Origin of the sequence: Sphingopyxis sp. PAMC25046, from assembly GCF_004795895.1 — a bacterium.
Lineage (GTDB): Bacteria > Pseudomonadota > Alphaproteobacteria > Sphingomonadales > Sphingomonadaceae > Sphingopyxis.
The window spans coordinates 1,698,350-1,717,551 of record NZ_CP039250.1 but is presented as its reverse complement, the minus strand read 5'-3'; the positions used below and the strand labels follow the sequence as shown (position 1 = coordinate 1,717,551).

Genomic DNA, 19,202 nt, shown 5'->3' with positions numbered 1-19,202 from the left:
TGGACTGCTCGAATGCAACTTGGCGATCGACCTTTCGAGCCAGGAACGAGCCGCCAGGTCGGGTTCGTGTTTCTATCTCCCGAAGGAGCAGAGAAGATGCGTCTCGCGCGAAAGTTCTACCTATGGGAAGGCCGCTTTATCGGCGAAGCATCGGTTACTTCCTAACGACAGCTCTTACCCCAAAGCCGACATTCCTCACCCCCCTTGCCCTCCTCCGCCCGCTCCGCCACGATAGCGCGATCAAACAGGGGAGACTTCATGCTTAAACTGGGAATGGTCGCGGCCGCGGCGCTCGCGCTGCTCGGAACCACCGCACACGCAAAAACCACCGTCATCTATGCGGGCCGCGTCATCACCGACGCCAGCAAGCCCGCGCAGGGCCCCTCGACCATCGTGGTCACCGACGGCCGCATCGCCTCGATCGCCCCCGGCCGCGCCGATGCCCCCGCGGGCGCCGAGATCGTCGACCTCGCCGACAAGACCCTGCTCCCCGGCCTCGTCGACCTCCACGTCCATCTGACCGGCGACCCGGGCGGCGACTATCGCAGCGAAGCCGTCGATCCCGACGAATGGGGCGTGGTCGTCGGCGCAAAGAACGCCGCGACAACCTTGCGCGCGGGCTTCACCACGGTGCGCGAGGCGGGATCGGCGCAATATACCGCCTATGCGCTGCGCCGCGGCACCGCGAACGGCTTTATCGAAGGCCCGCGCATCGTCGCCGCGGGTCCGGCGCTGTCGATCATCGGCGGCCACGGCGACATCACCGGCTTCCGCGAGGATGTTCACGACGTGCTCGATCAGGGCTATACCTGCACCGGGGTGCTCGAATGCGCCGAAAAGGTCCGCAAGGCATCGCGCGCGGGCGCCGACGTCATCAAGATTACCGCGACCGGCGGCGTCCTGTCGCAACAGGCGCGCGGGCTCGAAGGCCATTTCACCAGCGCCGAACTGCAAAGCATCGCCGACACCGCGCACTCGCTGGGCCTCAAGGTCATGGCGCACGCGCATGGCGCGGGCGGCATTACTGCGTCGGCCGCCGCGGGGATCGACAGCATCGAACATGGCACTTTCGCCGACGATACGACGCTGAAAGTGATGAAGGCCAAGGGCACCTATCTCGTCCCCACCCTGATGGCGTTCGAGGGGATCCGCGAACGGCTCGGCAAAGGCATCTATACCCCGACGGTCGAGGACAAGGTGCGCATGACGCTGAACGATGTCGGCAAGGCGGTGACGCGCGCCAAGGCGCTCGGCGTCCCCATCGCCTTCGGCACCGATGCCGGCGTGTTCGAACATGGCCGCAACGGCGGCGAGTTCGCGCTCCTCGTCAAATATGGCCTCACACCCCGCGAAGCGCTCGCCAGCGCGACGACGGTCGCCGCGAAGCTCTTGTCGATGGAAAGCGAGATCGGCCGGATCGCGCCGGGCATGTCGGCCGATATGATCGCGGTCAGCGGCGACCCGCTCGCCGACGTCACGGCGCTCGAAAAGATCGACTGGGTGATGGCGCGCGGCCGCATCGCCGACTGACCGTTGGCCGCCGCGCCCGCGACGCGCATGGTCGTTTGACACGGCCGGGCGCGTCGTCCACTCTTGGGCCTTCGCTCACAGCCAAAGGAGATCGACCCGCCGCCTTGCGGGCATGACGCTATGCGCCAGTTCACGATTGAAAGCCTTTCGACCGCCGATTCCATCCCCTTCCTCGCCGACCTCCCGCCCTGGGCCGAAACGTTGACCGCCCTGGGCCTGCTCGCGCTCCTTGCGTGGACCGGCTACTTCATTGTCAAACATGTGGTGCTGCGCCTCGTGACGCGCTGGCTGCCGCACGAAGGGCTCACCCCGCTTCCCGTCGCCGCCCGCCTCGCCTTCATCGTTCCCGCGCTCATCATATCGAACGGGATTGCGGCTGTGCCGCATCTGCCGCCGGCCGCCGTCACCGTGGTCAGCAATGTCGCCGCGGCCTCGATCATCCTGTTCATCGCGATGGCGATCAGCCGCGCGCTCAGCCTCGGCAACCAGATTTACGACCGCCGCCCCGACGCCGCCAGCCGGCCGATCAAGGGCTATGTCCAGCTCCTGAAGATCATCCTCTACGGCGGCGCGGCGATCCTCATTGTTGCCGCGCTGATGGACCAGTCGCCGGTGCTCCTGCTGTCGGGGATCGGCGCGATGGCCGCGGTGCTGCTGCTGGTGTTCAAGGATACGATCCTGTCGCTCGTCGCCTCGGTCCAGCTAACCTCGAACGACATGCTGCGCGTCGGCGACTGGATCGAAATGCCCGCGCTCAACGCCGACGGCGATGTGATCGACATCGCGCTCCACACGGTCAAGGTGCAGAACTGGGACAAGACGATCACCACCATCCCCACGCACCGGCTGATTTCGGAAAGCTTCAAGAATTGGCGCGGGATGTCCGAATCGGGCGGACGACGGATCAAGCGTTCGATCTTCATAAACCAGAACGGCATCCGCTTCCTGACAACCGAGGAAAAGCAGGCGCTGCGCCGCTTCCAGCTGCTCGACGATTATCTCGGGCACAAACAGGCCGAACTCGGCGAATGGAACGCCGCCGCCGAACGCGCCGGGCGCGATCCCGTCAATATCCGCCGCGTCACCAATATCGGCACGCTCCGCGCCTATATCGTCGAATATCTCCGCGCCAATTCGCATGTCGCCAACGATATGACGTTGATCGTACGCCAGCTCGATCCGACGCCGCAGGGGCTACCTATCGAACTCTATTGCTTCACCAACACCACCGCGTGGAGCGCTTATGAGGATATCCAGTCGGACATCTTCGACCATCTGCTCGCGATCCTGCCCGAATTCGGCCTCCGCCCGTTCCAGGAACCGAGCGGTCTCGATCTGCAGCGCGGCTTGGCGGCCTGATCGCGAAGGGGCGGCATCACGCGGCGCGGCGGACCCGTCCCTGCGCCGGCGCGGCCGCCTTCAGCCCGATCAACGCCTCGATCTCGACTGCCGCGGCGAACTGGACGCCGACGCGGTTGCCCGTCGACCAGCGCGCCTTGGCATCGACCGACTGGCCGGGCCCGAATTCGAGCGTCAGCGGCGTCCCTGTCGGCACGTTCCACAGCCCCTCGATCAGCGCGCCGCGCGACGACATGTTGCGGACGATTGCTTCGTACCGATGTCCGCCGCTGTCGATCTGGATCGTGCGAAAGATCGTGAGCCGCGCCTCGCGCGCGCTCTTGAACCCCTTGGCCTCGACGCGCCCGCCGCCCTCGCGGAGCAGCGCGAGCACTTCGGCGAGGTCCATGGGCTTGCCATAGATATAGCCCTGAACGTGGCTGCACCCAAGCCCGCGGACCAGCGCGAGGTCGTCGTGCGTCTCGACCCCCTCGGCGGTCGTCTCCATATCGAGCGCGGTGGCCAGCCCGACGATCGACGAGATGATCGCCGCGTTCATGCTGTTCTTGTCGGCGGCGCCAAGGACAAAGCTCTGGTCGATCTTGATCTTGTCGAACGGCGCCTTCTTCAGATAGCCGAGCGCCGAATAGCCGGTGCCGAAATCGTCGAGCGCCAGCCGCACGCCGGTGCGCTTCAATTTCTGGAACATCGCCAGATTCTCGGCGCTTTCGTCGAGGAAAACGCCCTCGGTAATCTCGAGTTCGAGCTGTTCGGGCCGGATGCCCGCCGCCGACACCGCATTCACGATCGTCGCGGGCAGCTTTTCGTTGGCGAACTGGCGCGGCGAGACGTTCACCGCGACGCGGTAATCGGGTCCGAGTTCGGCGATCGCGGCGCAGGCCGAGCGGATGATCCACTCGCCGATCGGGACGATCAGGTTCGATTCCTCGGCAATCGGGATGAATTTCGACGGGCTGATCGTGCCCGCGGTCGCATGATGCCAGCGGATCAGCGCCTCGAACCCCGAAATCCGCTCGCTCGCGACGTCGACGATCGGCTGATAGAGCAGTTGCAACTCGTCCTTCGCCAACGCATCGCGCAGCGCATCCTCGATCGCCTTGCGCTCGCTCGCCTGATTGTGCATCGCGTCGGCATAGAAGCGATAGACGCCGCGCCCCGCGTCCTTCGCGGCATAGAGCGCAAGGTCGGCGTTGCGGACCAGCGCGGAGGCGCTCACCCCCTGCCCTTCCGAAACCGCGATGCCGATCGACGATCCGATCCGCACCTGCTCGCCCTCGATCGCGAACGGCTTCGCGAGGCTCAGGATGATCGCATTTGCAATGCCCGCGAGCTTCTCGGGCTGGCTCATCTGCGGCACGACGATCTGAAACTCGTCGCCGCCGAGCCGCCCGACCTGTCCCTTGTCGCCGACGATCTGCGTCAGCCGTCCCGCGACCTGCTGGAGCAGCTGGTCGCCGACCGGATGCCCCAGCGTGTCGTTCACCGCCTTGAACCGGTCGAGATCCATCAGCAGCAGCGCGCACGGTTGCGGCTGGCCGTTGTGGCTCTTCAGCGCGCGTTCGAGCAGATCGGTGATGTGGCGCCGGTTGGCGAGGCCGGTCAGCGTGTCATAGCGCGCGAGCTGGTTGATCTCGCGCTCCGACCTTTTCTGATCGGTCAGGTCGGTGCCGCTGCCACGAAAGCCCTGGAAATTGCCGAATTCGTTGCTGATCGGCTGACCCGAGATCGACCACCAGCGCTCCTCGCCCGGCACCGCCGCCTGCACGGTCAACTCCTTGAACGGCGTGCGAGACGACAGGCTGAACCCCAGCGTGCGCTCCTCGCTCTCGTCCTTGCCGACGCGCTTGCGGATGATGTCGGTAAAGGGGTGGCCTAGCAGATGCGCGAGCGGCCGGTCGAGGCGCGCCGCGACGGTGGGCGAGATATAGACGAGCCGTCCTTCGCGATCGGTTTCCCAGAACCAGCCGCGCCCCGCGCGCTCGAAATCGCGCATCAGGTTGAGCGCGCGCTGCTGGTCGCCGATCGCGAGGCGCGCCGCACGTGTCGCGCGCCGCTGATGGCGGACATCCTCGCGCATCATCGCGATCAGCAGGCCGAGGAAGATGAAACCGGCGACGCCGAACGGCCATGACGCGACCCCGATCGCGCCGCCGAGCACCGTCGCCCCGGCAAAGGTGAAGAAGGCCGGCCGCACGATCGCCGCCGCCGACGCCGCGACCAGCAGCGCCCCGACATGAATCGCGGTGAAGGCGTCGAAATAGCTTCCCCCGTCGGGAACCGCGATCGCGGCGAACATCGCCGCCGCGTTGAGCAATGTGCCAAGGGCGATCAGCGCCATGCACAATATCGCCATCGTCCGCACGCGCTGGTGCGCTATCGGCCGGGGGCGGCGCATCGCCTGCCCGATCACCATCAGCGCGACGTCGCACGGCAGCCCGGCCGCCATCACCAGCCAGTGCGAGAGATGATCAAGGAAACCCGCGGCACCCGGCAGGAAGGCAAAGCTCAGGAACGCGAGGACGCGGCCGATGAGCACATAATGCCACAGCTTCGCGACGCGCATGACTTCGGTGACGAACGCGGGCGAATCGAACAACGACTCGCCCGTCGCCGGATCGCCCGCTCCCGGTCCGATGATGGCCTGCCTTATCCCCAATTTCCCCTCATTCCCGCTTTTGTGATCGCGGTTTTCACTGGCCGGAAGGGGTAACCAAATCCTTACCGCGACGCGTTGATTTCCGCCGATATTGTGCCAAAACGGAAGGGGTTACGTTTCGGTTCGCAACTTGTTATAGATGGGTCATGCCCGCCGTCCGTCTCTTTCCGCCCGACCGCTTTTTCGACCGCGCCGAATGGTCGGCGATCACGCGCGCGTCATCGTGGCGCGGTATCTGGCTGGTGGCGCATGCGTGGATCGTCAGCATCGCACTCGTCGGCCTCGCCGCCTGGTCGCAAAACCCCGCCGCGTGGTTGCTGGCCATCGTCTTCGTCGGCGGGCGCCAACTCGGGCTCGCGATCCTGATGCACGACGCGGCGCATGGCGCGCTGCACCCGAACCGCAAAATCAACAATTTCCTCGGCCAATGGCTGACCGGCGCGGCGGTCGGGTCGGACCTGATCGCCTATCGCACCTATCATCTCCAGCACCATAAATTCACCCAGCAGCCCGAGGACCCCGATCTGTCGCTGTCGAAGCCTTTCCCCACCACGCGCGCCAGCTTGCGCCGCAAGATGCTGCGCGACCTCACCGGGCAGACCTTTTTCAAGCAGCGCATGGCGCAATTCGGCTTCGCCTTCGCTGGCCTCAAGGCGATGCTGCGCGGCGAGCACGCGCAAAAGGGCGGAGCGAGCACAAAGGCCGGAACCCCCTTCAACAAACAGTCGGACGACGGCATGACGTCACCGACGATCGACGCCGCAGGCGCGATGGCGGTAACGCGCGCGGTCGGGCGTTTCCTGATCGTGCAGGCAGTGCTGCTAGGCGCTTCGCTCGCGCTCTATGGCTGGACGCCCTACCTGCTCTGGCTCGCCGGGCTCGCGACGACCTTCCAGCTTTACCTGCGCATCCGCAACATCGCCGAACATGCCTGCACCACCACGGGCAGCGAGGACCCGTTCACCCATGCGCGCACGACCCACGCGGGCTGGCTCGCACGCGCGACGGTTGCTCCATATTGGGTGAATTATCACGCCGAGCATCACCTGTTCATGGGCGTGCCCTGCTATCGCCTGCCAGAGGTCCACGCCGCGCTCGGCCGCGCGGGCAAGCATGATGCGATGACGATCGCGCCGAATTACACCGCGGTACTGCGGCGCGTCACCGCCGCCGGCTGATCAGCCTTCCTGCACGAATCGCGCGCCGGCGCGGTCCTTGACCGTCTTTTCGGGGTCAAAGATCATCCCGTTCATCGCGACATAAACCCCGGGCGGCAGCGTCTGCACCGCCGCCAATGCAAATCCGACGTTGAATTCGGCATCGCTCGCGCGCACCGACGCCGGCTGCATCGCGCCCGTCATCACGATCGTCTTGCCCGCAATCCCGGCCAGCACGCGCCCGGTGACGACCATGGTGTCGGTGCCATGGGTGACGAGGATGCGCGACGCATCGCTCGCCGCCACCGCGGCGCGGATCGCCTCGCGATCGGCATCGTCCAGCTCGAGACTGTCCTTGCGCATCAATTGCGTAACGCGGTGCGCGACATGGACATTATTCTCGCGCAGCATGTCGGGGATCGCCGCGGGACCGATCTGGAACTCGCTCAACGCGTCGAAATAGACCTTGTCGATCGTCCCGCCGGTCGTGAAAATGTCGATGACATCGCTCATGCCAAAGCCTCGGCGATTAGCCGCCGCGTATTGTCGATGCCGAACAGCGCGATGAAGCTCCCCATGCGCGGCCCCGCGCTCGATCCGAGCAGGGTTTCGTAGAGCGCCTTGAACCAATCGCGCAGATTTTCAAAGCCATAGGCCTCATTCTTGCCAATCTCGTAAACGATATTCTGGATGTCGTCGGCCGAGGCATCGGCGGGCAGCGTCGCAAGCTTGTCGTCGAGTTCCTTAAGTGCCGGCCCCTCGCCGCCCTGCGGCTTGCGACGGTTCAGCGTCGGCGCGACATAGTCGCGGTTATACGCCATCGCATTGTCGATCAGCCGGTCGAGTTCGGGATAGGTCGCAGCATCGGCGCCCTCGACATATTGACCGAGGTAGCGCCAGATTTGCTCCTTCGACGCATCGGCGCCCATCACGCCGACGAGGTTGAGCAGCAGCCCAAAGGTCACCGGCAGTTCGGTCGCGGGCACGTCCTGCCCGCGCGCGACATGGACATGGTGCACGGGGTTGCCGAGCTTCTTGTCGGGCTCCTGCGCCGGATAATTGCCGCGCATCTGCAGATATTCGTCGACCGCCTTCGGCACGACGCCGATATGGAGCTGCTTCGCCGCCTTGGGCTCGCGGAACGCGAAGAAGGCGAGGCTTTCTTCGCTGCCATAGCTCAGCCATTCCTCGATCGAGAGACCGTTGCCCTTCGACTTCGAAATCTTCTCGCCCTTCTCGTCGAGGAACATCTCGTAGATCAGCCCCTCGGGCTTGCGCCCGCCGAGCGCCTTGGCGATCTTGCCCGACTGCGTGCCGCTGTCGGTCAGATCCTTGCCATACATTTCGTAATCGACGCCGAGCGCGACCCAGCGCATCGCCCAGTCGACCTTCCACTGCAGCTTCGCGCCGCCGCCAAGGATGCTGTGCGTGATCGTCTCGCCCTCATCCTCGAACGACACGAGGCCGGCATCGGCATCGACGACGGTCACCGGCACCTGCAGCACGATCCCCGACTTGGGGCTGACCGGCAGGATCGGCGAATAGGTCGCGGCGCGCTCGGCGCGCAGCGTCGGCAGCATGATGTCGAGGATGTCCTGATTGTGACGCAGGACATTCTTCAAGGCGTGGTCGAACGCCCCCGACCGGTAACGCTCGGTCGAGCTGACGAATTCATATTCGAAACCGAAACGGTCGAGAAACTCGCGCAGCATCGCATTGTTATGATGCGCGAAACTTTCGAACTTGCCGAACGGATCGGGGATCGCGGTCAGCGGCTTGCCCAGATATTCGCGCAGCATGTCGCCGTTCGGCACATTGTCAGGAACCTTGCGCAGCCCGTCCATATCGTCGCTGAACGCGACCAGCCGCGTCGCCGCACCGCCGGTCAGCGCCTCGTACGCCCGGCGGACCATCGTCGTGCGCAGCACTTCGTTGAACGTGCCGATGTGCGGCAGCCCCGACGGACCATAGCCCGTCTCGAACAGCACGGGATCGCCCCCGGGCTTGCCGCCCGGATAGCGTTTGACCAGCTTGCGCGCTTCCTCGAACGGCCAGGCCTTGGACGTTTGCGCGGGCTCGCGCAGCGAAGGGTGAAGGTGCAAGTCGGTCATGCCGCGCCCATAGCGGCAAGCGGGGTCAAATCGAAAGGCAAAATTGTCCCGGCGCGGCGCAACATCGTTACCGGAAAATTTACCATGCTGCGATAGCGTCCCGGCCATGGACAATTTTCGCCTCCCCGCACCCCGCGGCCACAAGCGCACCCCGGTGTCGATCGACGTCACGGTCAACGGCATCCTCAACTTCGTCGACGGCCGGATCACGGATTTGTCGGAGGGCGGCGCGCGCGTCGACGGGGCGAGCATGCCGGCGCGCTCGCGCTGCGAAATCCATTATGGCGGCGAAGTTACCTACGCCGTCGTCATGTGGTCCGAAGTCGACCGGATGGGCGTGCGCTTCCCGTACGAACTGACGCATGGCGCGCTGTATAACGCGCTCGACCGCGCCCGCGGCGCGGCGCTGGTCGATCCGGCCCAGGTGTTCCTCAACACCCGCCCGGCGACCTTTGGACGTCGCGGATTGAGCTGACCATCAAAAGCGCGGGACCGTCACGTCCGCGCGCTCATTGTCCCAGATCATCGCCATGATCCGCCAGCCGCGATCGGGGTCCTTGAAAAGCTGGATCGAATTGATCCCGCGCCGCTCGGGCTCGGCGTCATCCAGCGAATTGCGCGCCTCATAGGCGCTCCAGACATGCGCGATATTGCCGAACAGGTCGATCCGCCGGCCGATTTCGATCTCATAGAAATCATTGGCCGCGAAAAAGGGCGTCGTGTCGCGCGCATAATCGTCCAACCCCATGCTCCGAAACGTCGCGCGGCCATCGGCGTCGATCCATGTCCGGATCTGCCGCGCCTCGGGGTGAAAGCAATACGTCTGCCGCGACCAGTCACGCGTCCCCTTGGGGCCCGAAATCATCGCATACATCTCGTCTATCACCGCGCCGATCGCATTTTCCTCGCTCATTCGGACCATCCTTTCCCGCTCGACGGCACGACCATCCTGCTTTTCCGTCGCATCGCAAGAAGAAAGCATCGCGGCCGCGCGCCGCCAACCTTGCCGCGTTCGCCTTTTGTCCCTAGCTTGGCGCGATGGCCCCCGACCCGCTTACCCTGCCCGCGATCCATGCGAGCCATATCGGCATCTGGATTGCCGACACGCACGGCCGCGTCCAGCGCGTCGGGCGCGGGGAGGCGATCGCGGCGGTCGCCGCAACCCCGCATGTGTTGCTGAACGCGACGCTGACCGGCGACCGGCTCGGCTATCCCGAACTGTCGGGGCTCGACCTGCTCGAGTTGTTCGCCTTCCTCTATCCCGCGCGCTTCGCGGTGCCGACCCCGGCCGGCCTCGCCGCCGCGGCCGGACTGCCGCCGCCCAAGAGCGAAGACGACGTCGCCGCTTTCCTGCCCCGTGCCGCTGCGGCGATGCTCGCCAGCATCGACAATCCCGATTGGGCGGAACGCGAAGGCGCGTGGCACGGCGTCGAGGCGCTGGCGCGCCAGCGCTGGTCATGGGCGCCGCTCGTCCAGCCGCGCCTCGCCCGCCCCGATGCCGGCGAACGCTGGCTCTTTGCGCGCCTTCCCGAATGGGAAGAGCAATCGCCGCGCGGCGCCCCGCGCCAAGTGGCGATCGATGAAGCCGACGTCGCCGCGCGGCTCGACCGCCTCACCGGCGACGGTGCCGAACGCCGACCGGGCCAGCAGGATTATGCCCGCGCGACCGCTGCGATCTTCGCCCCGCGCGAACGCAAGGATGCGCCGCAAATGCTTGTCGCCGAAGCCGGCACCGGCATCGGCAAGACGCTGGGCTATCTGGCCCCCGCCAAACAATGGATCGACCAGTCGGCGGGTGCGATCTGCATTTCGACTTTCACCAAGGCGCTGCAACGCCAATTGTCGCGCGAGACCGAACGGCTCTATCCCGATGCCGCGACGCACCGCGAAAAAGTCGTCGTGCGCAAGGGGCGGGAGAATTATCTCTGCCTGCTCAACCTCGAAGATGCGCTGCAAGGCGGCTTTTCGGGCCGCGCCGCAATCCTTGCGCAGCTCGTGGCGCGCTGGGCCGCCTACACCCGCGATGGCGATATGGTCGGCGGCGATCTGCCCGGCTGGCTCCCCGCCCTGTTCCGCCGCAACGGCACCACCGCCCTCACCGACCGGCGCGGCGAGTGCATCTATGCCGGCTGCCCGCATTTCCGCAAATGCTTCATCGAACATTCGGCGCGCGCGGCGACGCAGGCCGATATCGTCATCGCCAATCACGCGCTGACGATGGTGCAGGCCGCACGCCCGCGCGACAGCGGCGCGCCTGCGACGCGGCTGATCTTCGACGAAGGTCATCACCTTTGGGACGCCGCCGATTCGATGTTCGCCGCAGCGCTTACCGGACAGGAAGCGGTCGAAATTCGCCGCTGGGTGCTGGGGCCGGAGGGCAAGTCGCGCGGGCGGCGGCGTGGGCTCGCGGCGCGCCTCGCCGATGTCGCCAGCTATGACGAGGCGGGCGACCGCGCAATCCAGGCCGCAATCGCCGCTGCTGCGGAACTGCCGGGCGACGGCTGGCTTGGCCGGCTTTCCGAAAACGAACCATGGGGCGCGATCGAAGCGCTGCTCGTCGCGGTGCGCGCCATGGTCTACGTCCGCGCTGTCGACACGCGGACCGCCGATAGCGGCTATGGCCTTGAAACCGAACTCGCGGATCCCGAACCCGAACTCGTCACCGCCGCGGCGAGCGCGAACGACGCGATCGAGGCGCTGCTGCGCCCGCTGATGGCGCTTGGCAAAAGGCTCGAAGCCTTGACCGAAGATCCGCCCGACTGGCTCGACGGGCAGGCGCGCGCGCGCGTCGATGGCGCGCGGCACAGCCTCGGCACGCGGATCGACACATTGGGCAGCTGGCTGTCGCTGCTCGGACGCGTCGGCGGGCCCGCCGACCCCGATTTCGTCGACTGGCTCGCGGTCGACCGCTACGACGGGCGCGAGTTCGACTGCGGCCTCCACCGCCACTGGCTCGACCCCGCGCGCCCCATTGCCGAGGTGGTTTACCGCCCCGCGCAGGGCGTTCTCGTCACCTCCGCGACCTTGCGCGGCGGCGGGCATGGCAGCGGCGGCTGGACCGACGCCGATATCCGCACTGGCGCGCGCCACATGGACGGCGGCGTCCAGCATTTCGCGGTCCCCAGCCCGTTCGATTATGCGCGCCAGTCCGAAGTGCTGATCGTCACCGACATCGCGCGCGGCGACCTGCCCGCGCTGGCCGGCGCCTACAGCCGGCTGATCGAGGCCGCGGGCGGCGGCGCGCTCGGACTGTTCAGCGCGATCCGGCGGCTGCGTATCGTCCATTCGCGTATCGCCGACCGGCTCGCCCGCGCCGGGCTGCCGCTCTTCGCGCAGCATGTCGATCCGCTCGACACCGGGACGCTCGTCGACATCTTCCGCGCCGATCCGCACGCCTCGCTGCTCGGCACTGATGCGCTGCGCGACGGCGTCGACGTGCCCGGCGATTCGCTGCGGCTGGTCGTGATGGAGGGCGTGCCCTGGCCGCGCCCGACGATCCTTCACGCGGCGCGGCGCGCGGCGCAAGGCGGCAGCGCCTATGACGACATGGTCATCCGCGCGCGCATCGGGCAGGCGTTCGGCCGCCTGATCCGCCGCGCCGACGATTTCGGCCAGTTCGTGATGCTCTCGCCCAGCTTTCCCTCGCGGCTGCTCAGCGCCTTTCCCGAAGGCACGCCGATCCGCCGCCTGCCGCTCGACGAAGCGGTGGGCCATGTCGCCGCGGCGAATGTCGAAAGGCGAAAAAGCGCGTTTGCCGCCTTTTCACCGTCATAAGTTTGCGGCACAAGGCCCCGAATAAGGGCATAAGCGCGGGGACGCGGGGAGAAATTTTGAAGACTTTGACCATCCTGCGCCACGCCAAGTCGGGTTGGGACGTGGCCGTCGAACGCGACTTCGACCGCCCGATCAATAAAAGGGGCCAACGCGGTGCCGAATTGATCGGCCAGTGGCTGAAACGGCGGAAACTGCCGGTCGACCGCATCATCGCCTCGCCCGCCGTCCGCGTCACCGAAACGCTCGATATCTTCCAGCCCGCCGCCGGCCTCGACGCGCTCGAACCGCATTGGGACCGCCGCATCTATCTCGCCTCCGCCGCGACGCTGATCGACGTGATCCGCGACTCCGGCCGCGACGCGCAGCATCTGCTGATTTCGGGACATAATCCGGGGCTCGAGGATCTGATCCTCATGCTCGTCCCCGAATCGCAAGACGACAAACTCCGCGCCAGGGTCGAAGAAAAGCTCCCGACTTCGGCGCTCGCACGCCTCGACCTCGACATCGCCGACTGGCACGACCTCGACACCGGCATGGCGCGCTTCGCCGATTTCATCCGCCCCCGCGACCTCGACCCCGCGCTCGCGCCGGCGATGGACGACGACTAGGGCGCCCCGCCCGTCCCTTCTGGCCAACCCGCCTCGTCGCCCCTATGGCGGCAAATGATGGCCGATGACCGCTTCCATTCCCGCTTTGCCGCCGATGCGAGCCTGCTGCCGCATATGGCGGATCTTGCGAACGACCGGGTGCTGATCGCGCTGCTGGGCGAAGCCGATTATCGCGCCGCGAGCTTCCTCGACCAGCGGCTGCTCACCGATCGCATCGGGCGCGAGTGGATGGCGTGGAGCGCCCTCCCCGACCTCGGCGCGCCGGCGCCGCGGCCCGATTTCATCTTCCACATCGGTCATGTCGGATCGACGCTGGTATCGCGCCTGCTCGCCGAGACAAGCGGCGCGCTGCCGCTACGCGAACCGATGCTGCTGCGCACGCTGGCGCAGGTCGCCGAGCGGATCGACCGGCCCGAATCGCTCTGGTCGGCCGAGCTTTACCGCACGCGCCTCACACAAAGCCTCGGCTGGCTGGGCCGCGGCTTCGCGCGGGGCCAGCGCGCGATGGTCAAGGCGTCGAGCGTGATCACCGCGATCGCCGGCGACCTCACGGGCCCCGACGGCCGCGCGCTCTTTCTCTATGTTCCACTCGACCGCTATGTCGAAACGATCCTCGCGGGCGAGGCGTCGATGGCCGAAACGCTGGCGCAGGCCCCCGCGCGCATGGCGCGGCTCGCGGCCCTGCTCCCCGATTTCCCCCATGCGCTGTGGCAACTGCCGCCGGTCACGCGCGTCGCTATGAGCTGGCTTTGCGAAATGGCGACCGCGCAGCACACATTACCGCGCGACGATCCGCGCCACCTCTGGGTCGATTTCGAGAGAATGCTGATCGACCCCGCCGCCGCACTCGCGGCGCAAGCGACGCACTTCGGCTTGCCGGTCGACGGCGCGCGTATCGATGCGGCGCTCGCCGGGCCGATCATGCGCCAATATTCGAAAGCGCCCGAACATGGCTACAGCCCTGACCTGCGCCGCGAATTGCAGGCGCAGGCGGCGGCCGGCCATGCCCCTGCGATTGCCGAGGCCATCGCATGGGTTGAAGCGCTCGCCGCGCGCTATACAAGCCTTGCCGACCTGCCGATCCACGGCCAATAGGAAGCCTTAGATGTTCAAGCTCGTCCAACTGCTCGACGACAATGCGGTCCGCGCGCTGCGCGAGATCGCCGCCGGCGGAAAGTTCGTCGACGGCAAGATCAGCAACCCGCATTCGAAGGTGAAGAACAACCTGCAACTTCACGACGCGGGCGCCTATGAACGTTCGTCGAAGATATTGCTCGACGCGATGGTGCAGAATCCCGACTTCATGGAATTCTCTTTTCCGGCGCGCATCGCCCCGCCGCTGCTGACGCGCTACACGCCGGGCATGCACTATGGGTTGCACCCCGACGCCGCCTATATCCCGCTACCCGACGGCCAGCTGCGCACCGACGTCAGCTGCACCGTCTTCCTGAACGACCCCGCCGATTATGACGGCGGCGCGCTGCATGTGCGGCTGGGCAGCGCCGACCTGCGCTTCAAGGAAGCGCCGGGGGTCGCGGTCGTCTATCCCTCGCACACGCTGCACGAAGTCGAACCGGTGACGCGCGGCGAACGCCTCGTCGCGATCACCTTCATCCAGAGCCTGATCCCCGACGTCCAGCACCGGAACCTGATGTACGAACTCAACGAGGTGGCCGCGCTGGAGGGCGGCAAGATGGAGCCCGAGAACTTCACGCGGCTCCAGGCGGTCCAGTATCAGCTGCTCAGGATGTGGCGGCGGTAATCTCGTCGCCCCCGCGAAGGCGGGGGCCGCTGGAGTGGTAGCGCAAGGCCGACGGCGGCCCCCCCTTCGCGGGGGCGAGGGTTAGTAGCCCATCAGGCTCAGCACTTCCTTGCGGCTGCGCTCGTCGTCGAGGAAACAGCCGAGCAGGCGGCTCGTCACCATGCCGACGCCCGGGGTGCGCACGCCGCGCCCGGTCATGCAGCCATGCTGCGCGTCGATCACCACCGCGACGCCGTGCGGGTGCAGATTGTCCCAGATGCAGCGCGCGACTTCAGCGGTGAGGCGCTCCTGCACCTGCAACCGCCGCGCATAGCCGTTGAGCACGCGCGCCAGTTTCGAGATGCCGACCACGCGGTCGCGCGGCAGATAGGCGATCGACGCATTGCCGGTGATCGGCGCCATATGATGTTCGCAATGCGACTGGAACGGAATGTCGCGCAGCAGCACGATCTCGTCATAACCGCCGACCTCCTCGAAGGTGCGCGACAAATGGATCGAGGGATCCTCGTCATAGCCCTGGCAATATTCCTTCCATGCGCGCGCGACGCGGCGCGGCGTATCGCGCAGGCCCTCGCGCGCCGGGTCGTCGCCCGCCCATTCGATCAAGGTCCGCACCGCGTCGGCGACATGGTCCGGAACCACCACCTTGCCGTCCGGCCCCAACTCGACTTTGTCGCTCATTGCCCCGCTTTCACTGTTGCCATCATGTCGCACATTTCGACGTCCCGGTGCCGATACGCAAGGGCCGGACCAAAAGAAATTGTCCTTCCCCGTCAACTTTACGTTGCGGAATCTTGACTTTTTCTCTTTTCGGAGAGGCGCGGTTTCGCGTCCTTTTTCGGGCCAAACAAGTGACTTGACGCTTTCGTCAACTCGGCGCACCTTCACCTTGCATTACAGAACCCGCCCAAGCGGGTCGTGATCCGGAGAGGCCGCGCGTTTTCCCCGACGCCGGCGGGAGAGGACGATGACCAGCACAGCTGGCAAGTGGGACACAGACGGGTGGCTGGCCATATCGGCCCGGCGCCCTTCTCCATGGCCGGTCATATCCCCTCCCCTTACCACAATTTGAAGTTGGGCGGCGCCGCACCTCGCGGGGTCGAAAAAGGGAGGCTATAGATGAAGTTCAAGGCACTGATCGGAACGTCGATCCTTGCAATGACGGTGGCGACGCCGGCAATTGCGCAGGACGCGGCGGATGAAGTGGAACGCGATGCTTTCGGCGGCGAAATCGTCGTCACGGCGCAGCGCCAGTCGGAACGCCTGCAGGACGTGCCGATCGCGGTCAGCGCCTTCTCGACCGAGGCACTCGAAGCGCAGCAGATCAAGACCCCGTCCGATCTTCAGCTGACCCTGCCCAACGTCACCTTCACCAAAACCAACTTCACCGGCGCCAGCTTCACGATCCGCGGCATCGGCGACCTTTGCGTCGGCACGACCTGCGACAGCGCGACGGCGATCCACCTGAACGGCGATCCGCTGTTTTCGACCCGCCTGTTCGAAACCGAATTCTTCGACCTCGAACGCGTCGAAGTGCTGCGCGGGCCGCAGGGTACGCTGTTCGGCCGCAATGCGACGTCGGGCGTGGTCAACGTCATCACCGCCAAGCCCAAACTCGGCGTCTTCGAAGCCGCCGCCGAGGCCGAATATGGAAATTTTGATTCCATGAAGGGCAAGGCGATGGTCAACATCCCGCTCGGCGATTCCGCGGGCATCCGCGTCGCGGGCATCTATCTCAATCGCGACGGCTATACGAAGAACGAGTTCCTCGACACGCGCATCGACGATCGCGACCTCTATTCGGTCCGCGGCTCGTTCCGCTGGGAGCCGACCGAGGACACGACGATCGACCTGCTCGCCTCCTATTTCCGCGAAAAGGACAAGCGCACGCGCATCCAGAAACAGCTCTGCCAGCGCGACCCGACCGGCATCCTCGGCTGTCTGAACAGCCGCCTCGACAACGAACCCTTCAATGGCAACGCGACCTTCACCGCCGCCCTGACCTCGCGCGAATTCTTGGCCATTCGCGGCATTCCGCAAGGTTTCGCGCTCGGCAGCCTCTATGGTCCCGACGTCTATGCCAATACGACGATCCCGTCGGATCCGCGGACAGTGAACACCGCCTATACGCCGAGCTATTTCACCAGCGAACTGACGCTGCAGGGCCAGATCGAGCATAATTTCGGCCCGGTGTCGCTACAGGTTTCGGGCCAGTATCAGAAGGTCAAGCTCGACGCGTCGCAGGACTATAACAGCAATGTCGGCGACCGGTCGCTTTACGCGACCGGCCTCAACACCCTTGCCTTCTTCGCCAACAACCCCATTCCGTTGGGGGTGGACGCGGGCGGCAACCCGATCCTGTCGAACACCTATTTCGGGCCGGTGGCCGCGGCGATCATTCCCGACGGCCCGAACGGCCAGCTTTGCACGTCGCTCGCCGAGGAAAGCGGCTATGGCAGCTTTGGCGGCAACAAGATCTGTAGCGACCAGTCGCTCCAGTTCGACCGCTCGAACCAGTATAACAGCAGTTGGTCGGTCGAAGGCATTTTGTCGAGCGACCTCGACGGGCCTTTCAACTTCCTCGTCGGCGGCATCTATGCCGATTACCACCTGACCGAGAACAGCTATTATGTGAACGCCTTTCCGATCGACTATCTGACCGGGGTATTGGGCGCATTCACCGCGGCGACCAATCGGGTTCCCGATCCGAACAATCCGGGGCAGACGATCGCCGCGCCGCTGCCGCCCTCCTTCCTCGCGACGCCTTTCTTCCGCAACAACACCGACGATCTGAAGATCCGATCCTACGGGCTGTTCGGCGAAGCTTATTTCGAGTTCAGCGACCGGCTGAAACTGACCGCCGGCCTGCGTTACAACAATGACAAGAAGAGCGTCCGGGCGCGTTCGACGCTGGCAAGCTTCCTGGCTCCGCACGGCGGAACGGGCAGCGCGTTCGATTCACCCTTTGTCGGCTCGTTCGACGCCGACCCCGGCACGCCGGGCAATCAGATCATTCAGGAACGTTCGGTCAAGTTCAACAAGCTGACCGGCCGCGCGGTGCTCGACTTCAAGATCACCGAGGATAATCTCCTCTATGCCTCCTATTCGCGCGGTTACAAATCGGGAGGCATCAACCCGCCGCTACAGCCGATCTTCGAAGTGCCCGAAAGCTTCCGACCCGAACAGGTCGATGCGTTCGAAATCGGTTCGAAAAACACCTTCGGCAACGGCGCGCTCCAGCTGAACCTCACGGCCTTCTATTATAAGTACAAGGACTTGCAGCTCAGCAAGATTGTCGCCCGCACCGCGGTCAACGACAATGTCAGCGCCGACATCTACGGGTTCGAGGCCGAAGCGATCGTCCGGCCCGACCCCGATCTCGTCGTCAACCTGGGCTTCAGCTATCTGCACAGCAAGGTCACCGACGACAAGTTCACCAGCAACCCGCGCGATTTCGGCGGCGGCCGCGAAGATGCGGTGATCATCAAGGACATCACCAACGCCGCAAACTGCGCCGTGGCGTCAACCTCCGGAAGCATTGCTGGGGTCAACGGCTACGTCAATCAGGTTCAGCAACTGATCAACGGTGGCCTGATCCCGGGTGTCGCGGCGGGCGCTAACCTGCAGCCGACGACGGCCTTTCCCGCCGACGGCGGTATCGCATCGACGGGCGCGTTCAGCATCTGCTCGGTCATGGAAGCGACGGCGGGCACGGTCGGCGCGGCCTTCGGCGGGATCGAATATTTCTCCGCCGGCATTCCTGTCAACATCAAGGGCAACCAGCTGCCGCAGGCGCCGAACTACAAGTTCAGCGCGGGCGTGCAATATACGGCGCGGCTGGGCGGCGGCGACATGTCGCTCGTCCCCCGCTTCGACCTCGCCTATACCGGCGAAAGCTATGGCAGCATCTTCAACGGCAATGTGAACCGGATCAAGGGCTATGCCCAGGTCAACGCCCAGCTGCAGCTGAACGGCCCCGACGACAAATGGTATGTGAAGGGGTTCATCCAGAATGTCTTCGACGCCAACAGCGTCACCGGGCTCTACATCACCGACCAGTCGTCGGGGAATTACACCAACATCTTCACCCTCGAACCGCGCCGCTACGGCATCGCGGCGGGCGTGCGATTCTGATCGCCCGAGGCGGCAACGCCACAAAAAAGCCCCGGCCTCTCATTCGGGAGGCCGGGGTTTCTTTTGCCCTGATGGCGGGACGGCCGGGCGCTCGCCGCCCGGCCGCTCGCG

General features: G+C 65.6%; 14 protein-coding genes. 9 read left to right on the top strand and 5 right to left on the bottom strand.

Going from position 1 to position 19,202, the window contains the following annotated elements:
* Window positions 1-258 precede the first annotated feature (258 nt).
* Both E5675_RS07975 and E5675_RS07970 read left to right on the top strand, forming a co-directional pair.
* Window positions 259-1,530 (top strand): amidohydrolase family protein, encoded by a 1,272-nt coding sequence (locus E5675_RS07975; RefSeq protein WP_136174051.1) that lies wholly within the window; start codon window positions 259-261, stop codon window positions 1,528-1,530.
* Window positions 1,531-1,650: 120 nt separating this feature from the next.
* Window positions 1,651-2,889 carry a mechanosensitive ion channel family protein gene (locus E5675_RS07970; RefSeq protein WP_136174050.1) on the top strand — a complete coding sequence of 413 codons (1,239 nt, stop codon included), beginning with the start codon at window positions 1,651-1,653 and terminating at the stop codon, window positions 2,887-2,889.
* A 16-nt stretch (window positions 2,890-2,905) separates the two neighbouring features.
* On the opposite strand, the gene E5675_RS07965 is transcribed toward E5675_RS07970, so the two are convergent.
* On the bottom strand, window positions 2,906-5,485 hold the full coding sequence (locus tag E5675_RS07965) for an EAL domain-containing protein (RefSeq protein ID WP_247594830.1): 2,580 nt from the start codon (window positions 5,483-5,485) through the stop codon (window positions 2,906-2,908).
* Between the two features lie 206 nt (window positions 5,486-5,691).
* Here E5675_RS07965 and E5675_RS07960 point away from each other — a divergent pair, with 206 nt between their 5' ends.
* Window positions 5,692-6,723: a fatty acid desaturase family protein gene (locus tag E5675_RS07960; protein ID WP_136174048.1), complete on the top strand. Its 1,032-nt coding sequence runs from the start codon at window positions 5,692-5,694 to the stop codon at window positions 6,721-6,723.
* Here E5675_RS07960 and E5675_RS07955 read toward each other — a convergent pair whose 3' ends face one another.
* Complete coding sequence (locus tag E5675_RS07955; protein ID WP_136174047.1) at window positions 6,724-7,215, bottom strand: asparaginase domain-containing protein; 492 nt, start codon at window positions 7,213-7,215, stop codon at window positions 6,724-6,726.
* Window positions 7,212-8,813 carry a lysine--tRNA ligase gene (locus tag E5675_RS07950; protein ID WP_136174046.1) on the bottom strand — a complete coding sequence of 534 codons (1,602 nt, stop codon included), beginning with the start codon at window positions 8,811-8,813 and terminating at the stop codon, window positions 7,212-7,214. The genes E5675_RS07955 and E5675_RS07950 overlap by 4 nt, the downstream gene beginning before the upstream one ends.
* A 106-nt stretch (window positions 8,814-8,919) precedes the next feature.
* On the opposite strand from E5675_RS07950, the gene E5675_RS07945 reads away from it, so the two are divergent.
* Window positions 8,920-9,288, top strand: coding sequence for a PilZ domain-containing protein (locus E5675_RS07945; RefSeq protein WP_136174045.1), 369 nt, complete (start codon window positions 8,920-8,922; stop codon window positions 9,286-9,288).
* 3 nt (window positions 9,289-9,291) lie between these two features.
* Here E5675_RS07945 and E5675_RS07940 read toward each other — a convergent pair whose 3' ends face one another.
* A complete protein-coding gene (locus tag E5675_RS07940; RefSeq protein WP_136174044.1) occupies window positions 9,292-9,726 on the bottom strand; it encodes a hypothetical protein in 435 nt (144 codons plus the stop codon).
* A 125-nt stretch (window positions 9,727-9,851) separates the two neighbouring features.
* Here E5675_RS07940 and E5675_RS07935 point away from each other — a divergent pair, with 125 nt between their 5' ends.
* Genes E5675_RS07935 through E5675_RS07920 form a run of 4 tightly spaced genes read left to right on the top strand, consistent with a single transcriptional unit; the run spans window position 9,852 to window position 14,957 of the window.
* Window positions 9,852-12,587 carry an ATP-dependent DNA helicase gene (locus tag E5675_RS07935; protein ID WP_136174043.1) on the top strand — a complete coding sequence of 912 codons (2,736 nt, stop codon included), beginning with the start codon at window positions 9,852-9,854 and terminating at the stop codon, window positions 12,585-12,587.
* Between the two features lie 56 nt (window positions 12,588-12,643).
* A complete protein-coding gene (locus E5675_RS07930; protein ID WP_136174042.1) occupies window positions 12,644-13,195 on the top strand; it encodes a histidine phosphatase family protein in 552 nt (183 codons plus the stop codon).
* 54 nt (window positions 13,196-13,249) lie between these two features.
* Complete coding sequence (locus E5675_RS07925; RefSeq protein WP_136174041.1) at window positions 13,250-14,290, top strand: hypothetical protein; 1,041 nt, start codon at window positions 13,250-13,252, stop codon at window positions 14,288-14,290.
* A 10-nt stretch (window positions 14,291-14,300) separates the two neighbouring features.
* A complete protein-coding gene (locus E5675_RS07920; RefSeq protein ID WP_136174040.1) occupies window positions 14,301-14,957 on the top strand; it encodes a Fe2+-dependent dioxygenase in 657 nt (218 codons plus the stop codon).
* A gap of 81 nt (window positions 14,958-15,038) precedes the next feature.
* Here E5675_RS07920 and folE read toward each other — a convergent pair whose 3' ends face one another.
* Window positions 15,039-15,638 carry a GTP cyclohydrolase I FolE gene (folE, locus tag E5675_RS07915; RefSeq protein ID WP_136174039.1) on the bottom strand — a complete coding sequence of 200 codons (600 nt, stop codon included), beginning with the start codon at window positions 15,636-15,638 and terminating at the stop codon, window positions 15,039-15,041.
* A 438-nt stretch (window positions 15,639-16,076) separates the two neighbouring features.
* Here folE and E5675_RS07910 point away from each other — a divergent pair, with 438 nt between their 5' ends.
* The gene (locus tag E5675_RS07910) at window positions 16,077-19,091 is read left to right on the top strand and encodes a TonB-dependent receptor (RefSeq protein WP_136174038.1); all 3,015 of its coding nucleotides are present in this window, start codon (window positions 16,077-16,079) and stop codon (window positions 19,089-19,091) included.
* The last annotated feature ends 111 nt before the right edge of the window (window positions 19,092-19,202 follow it).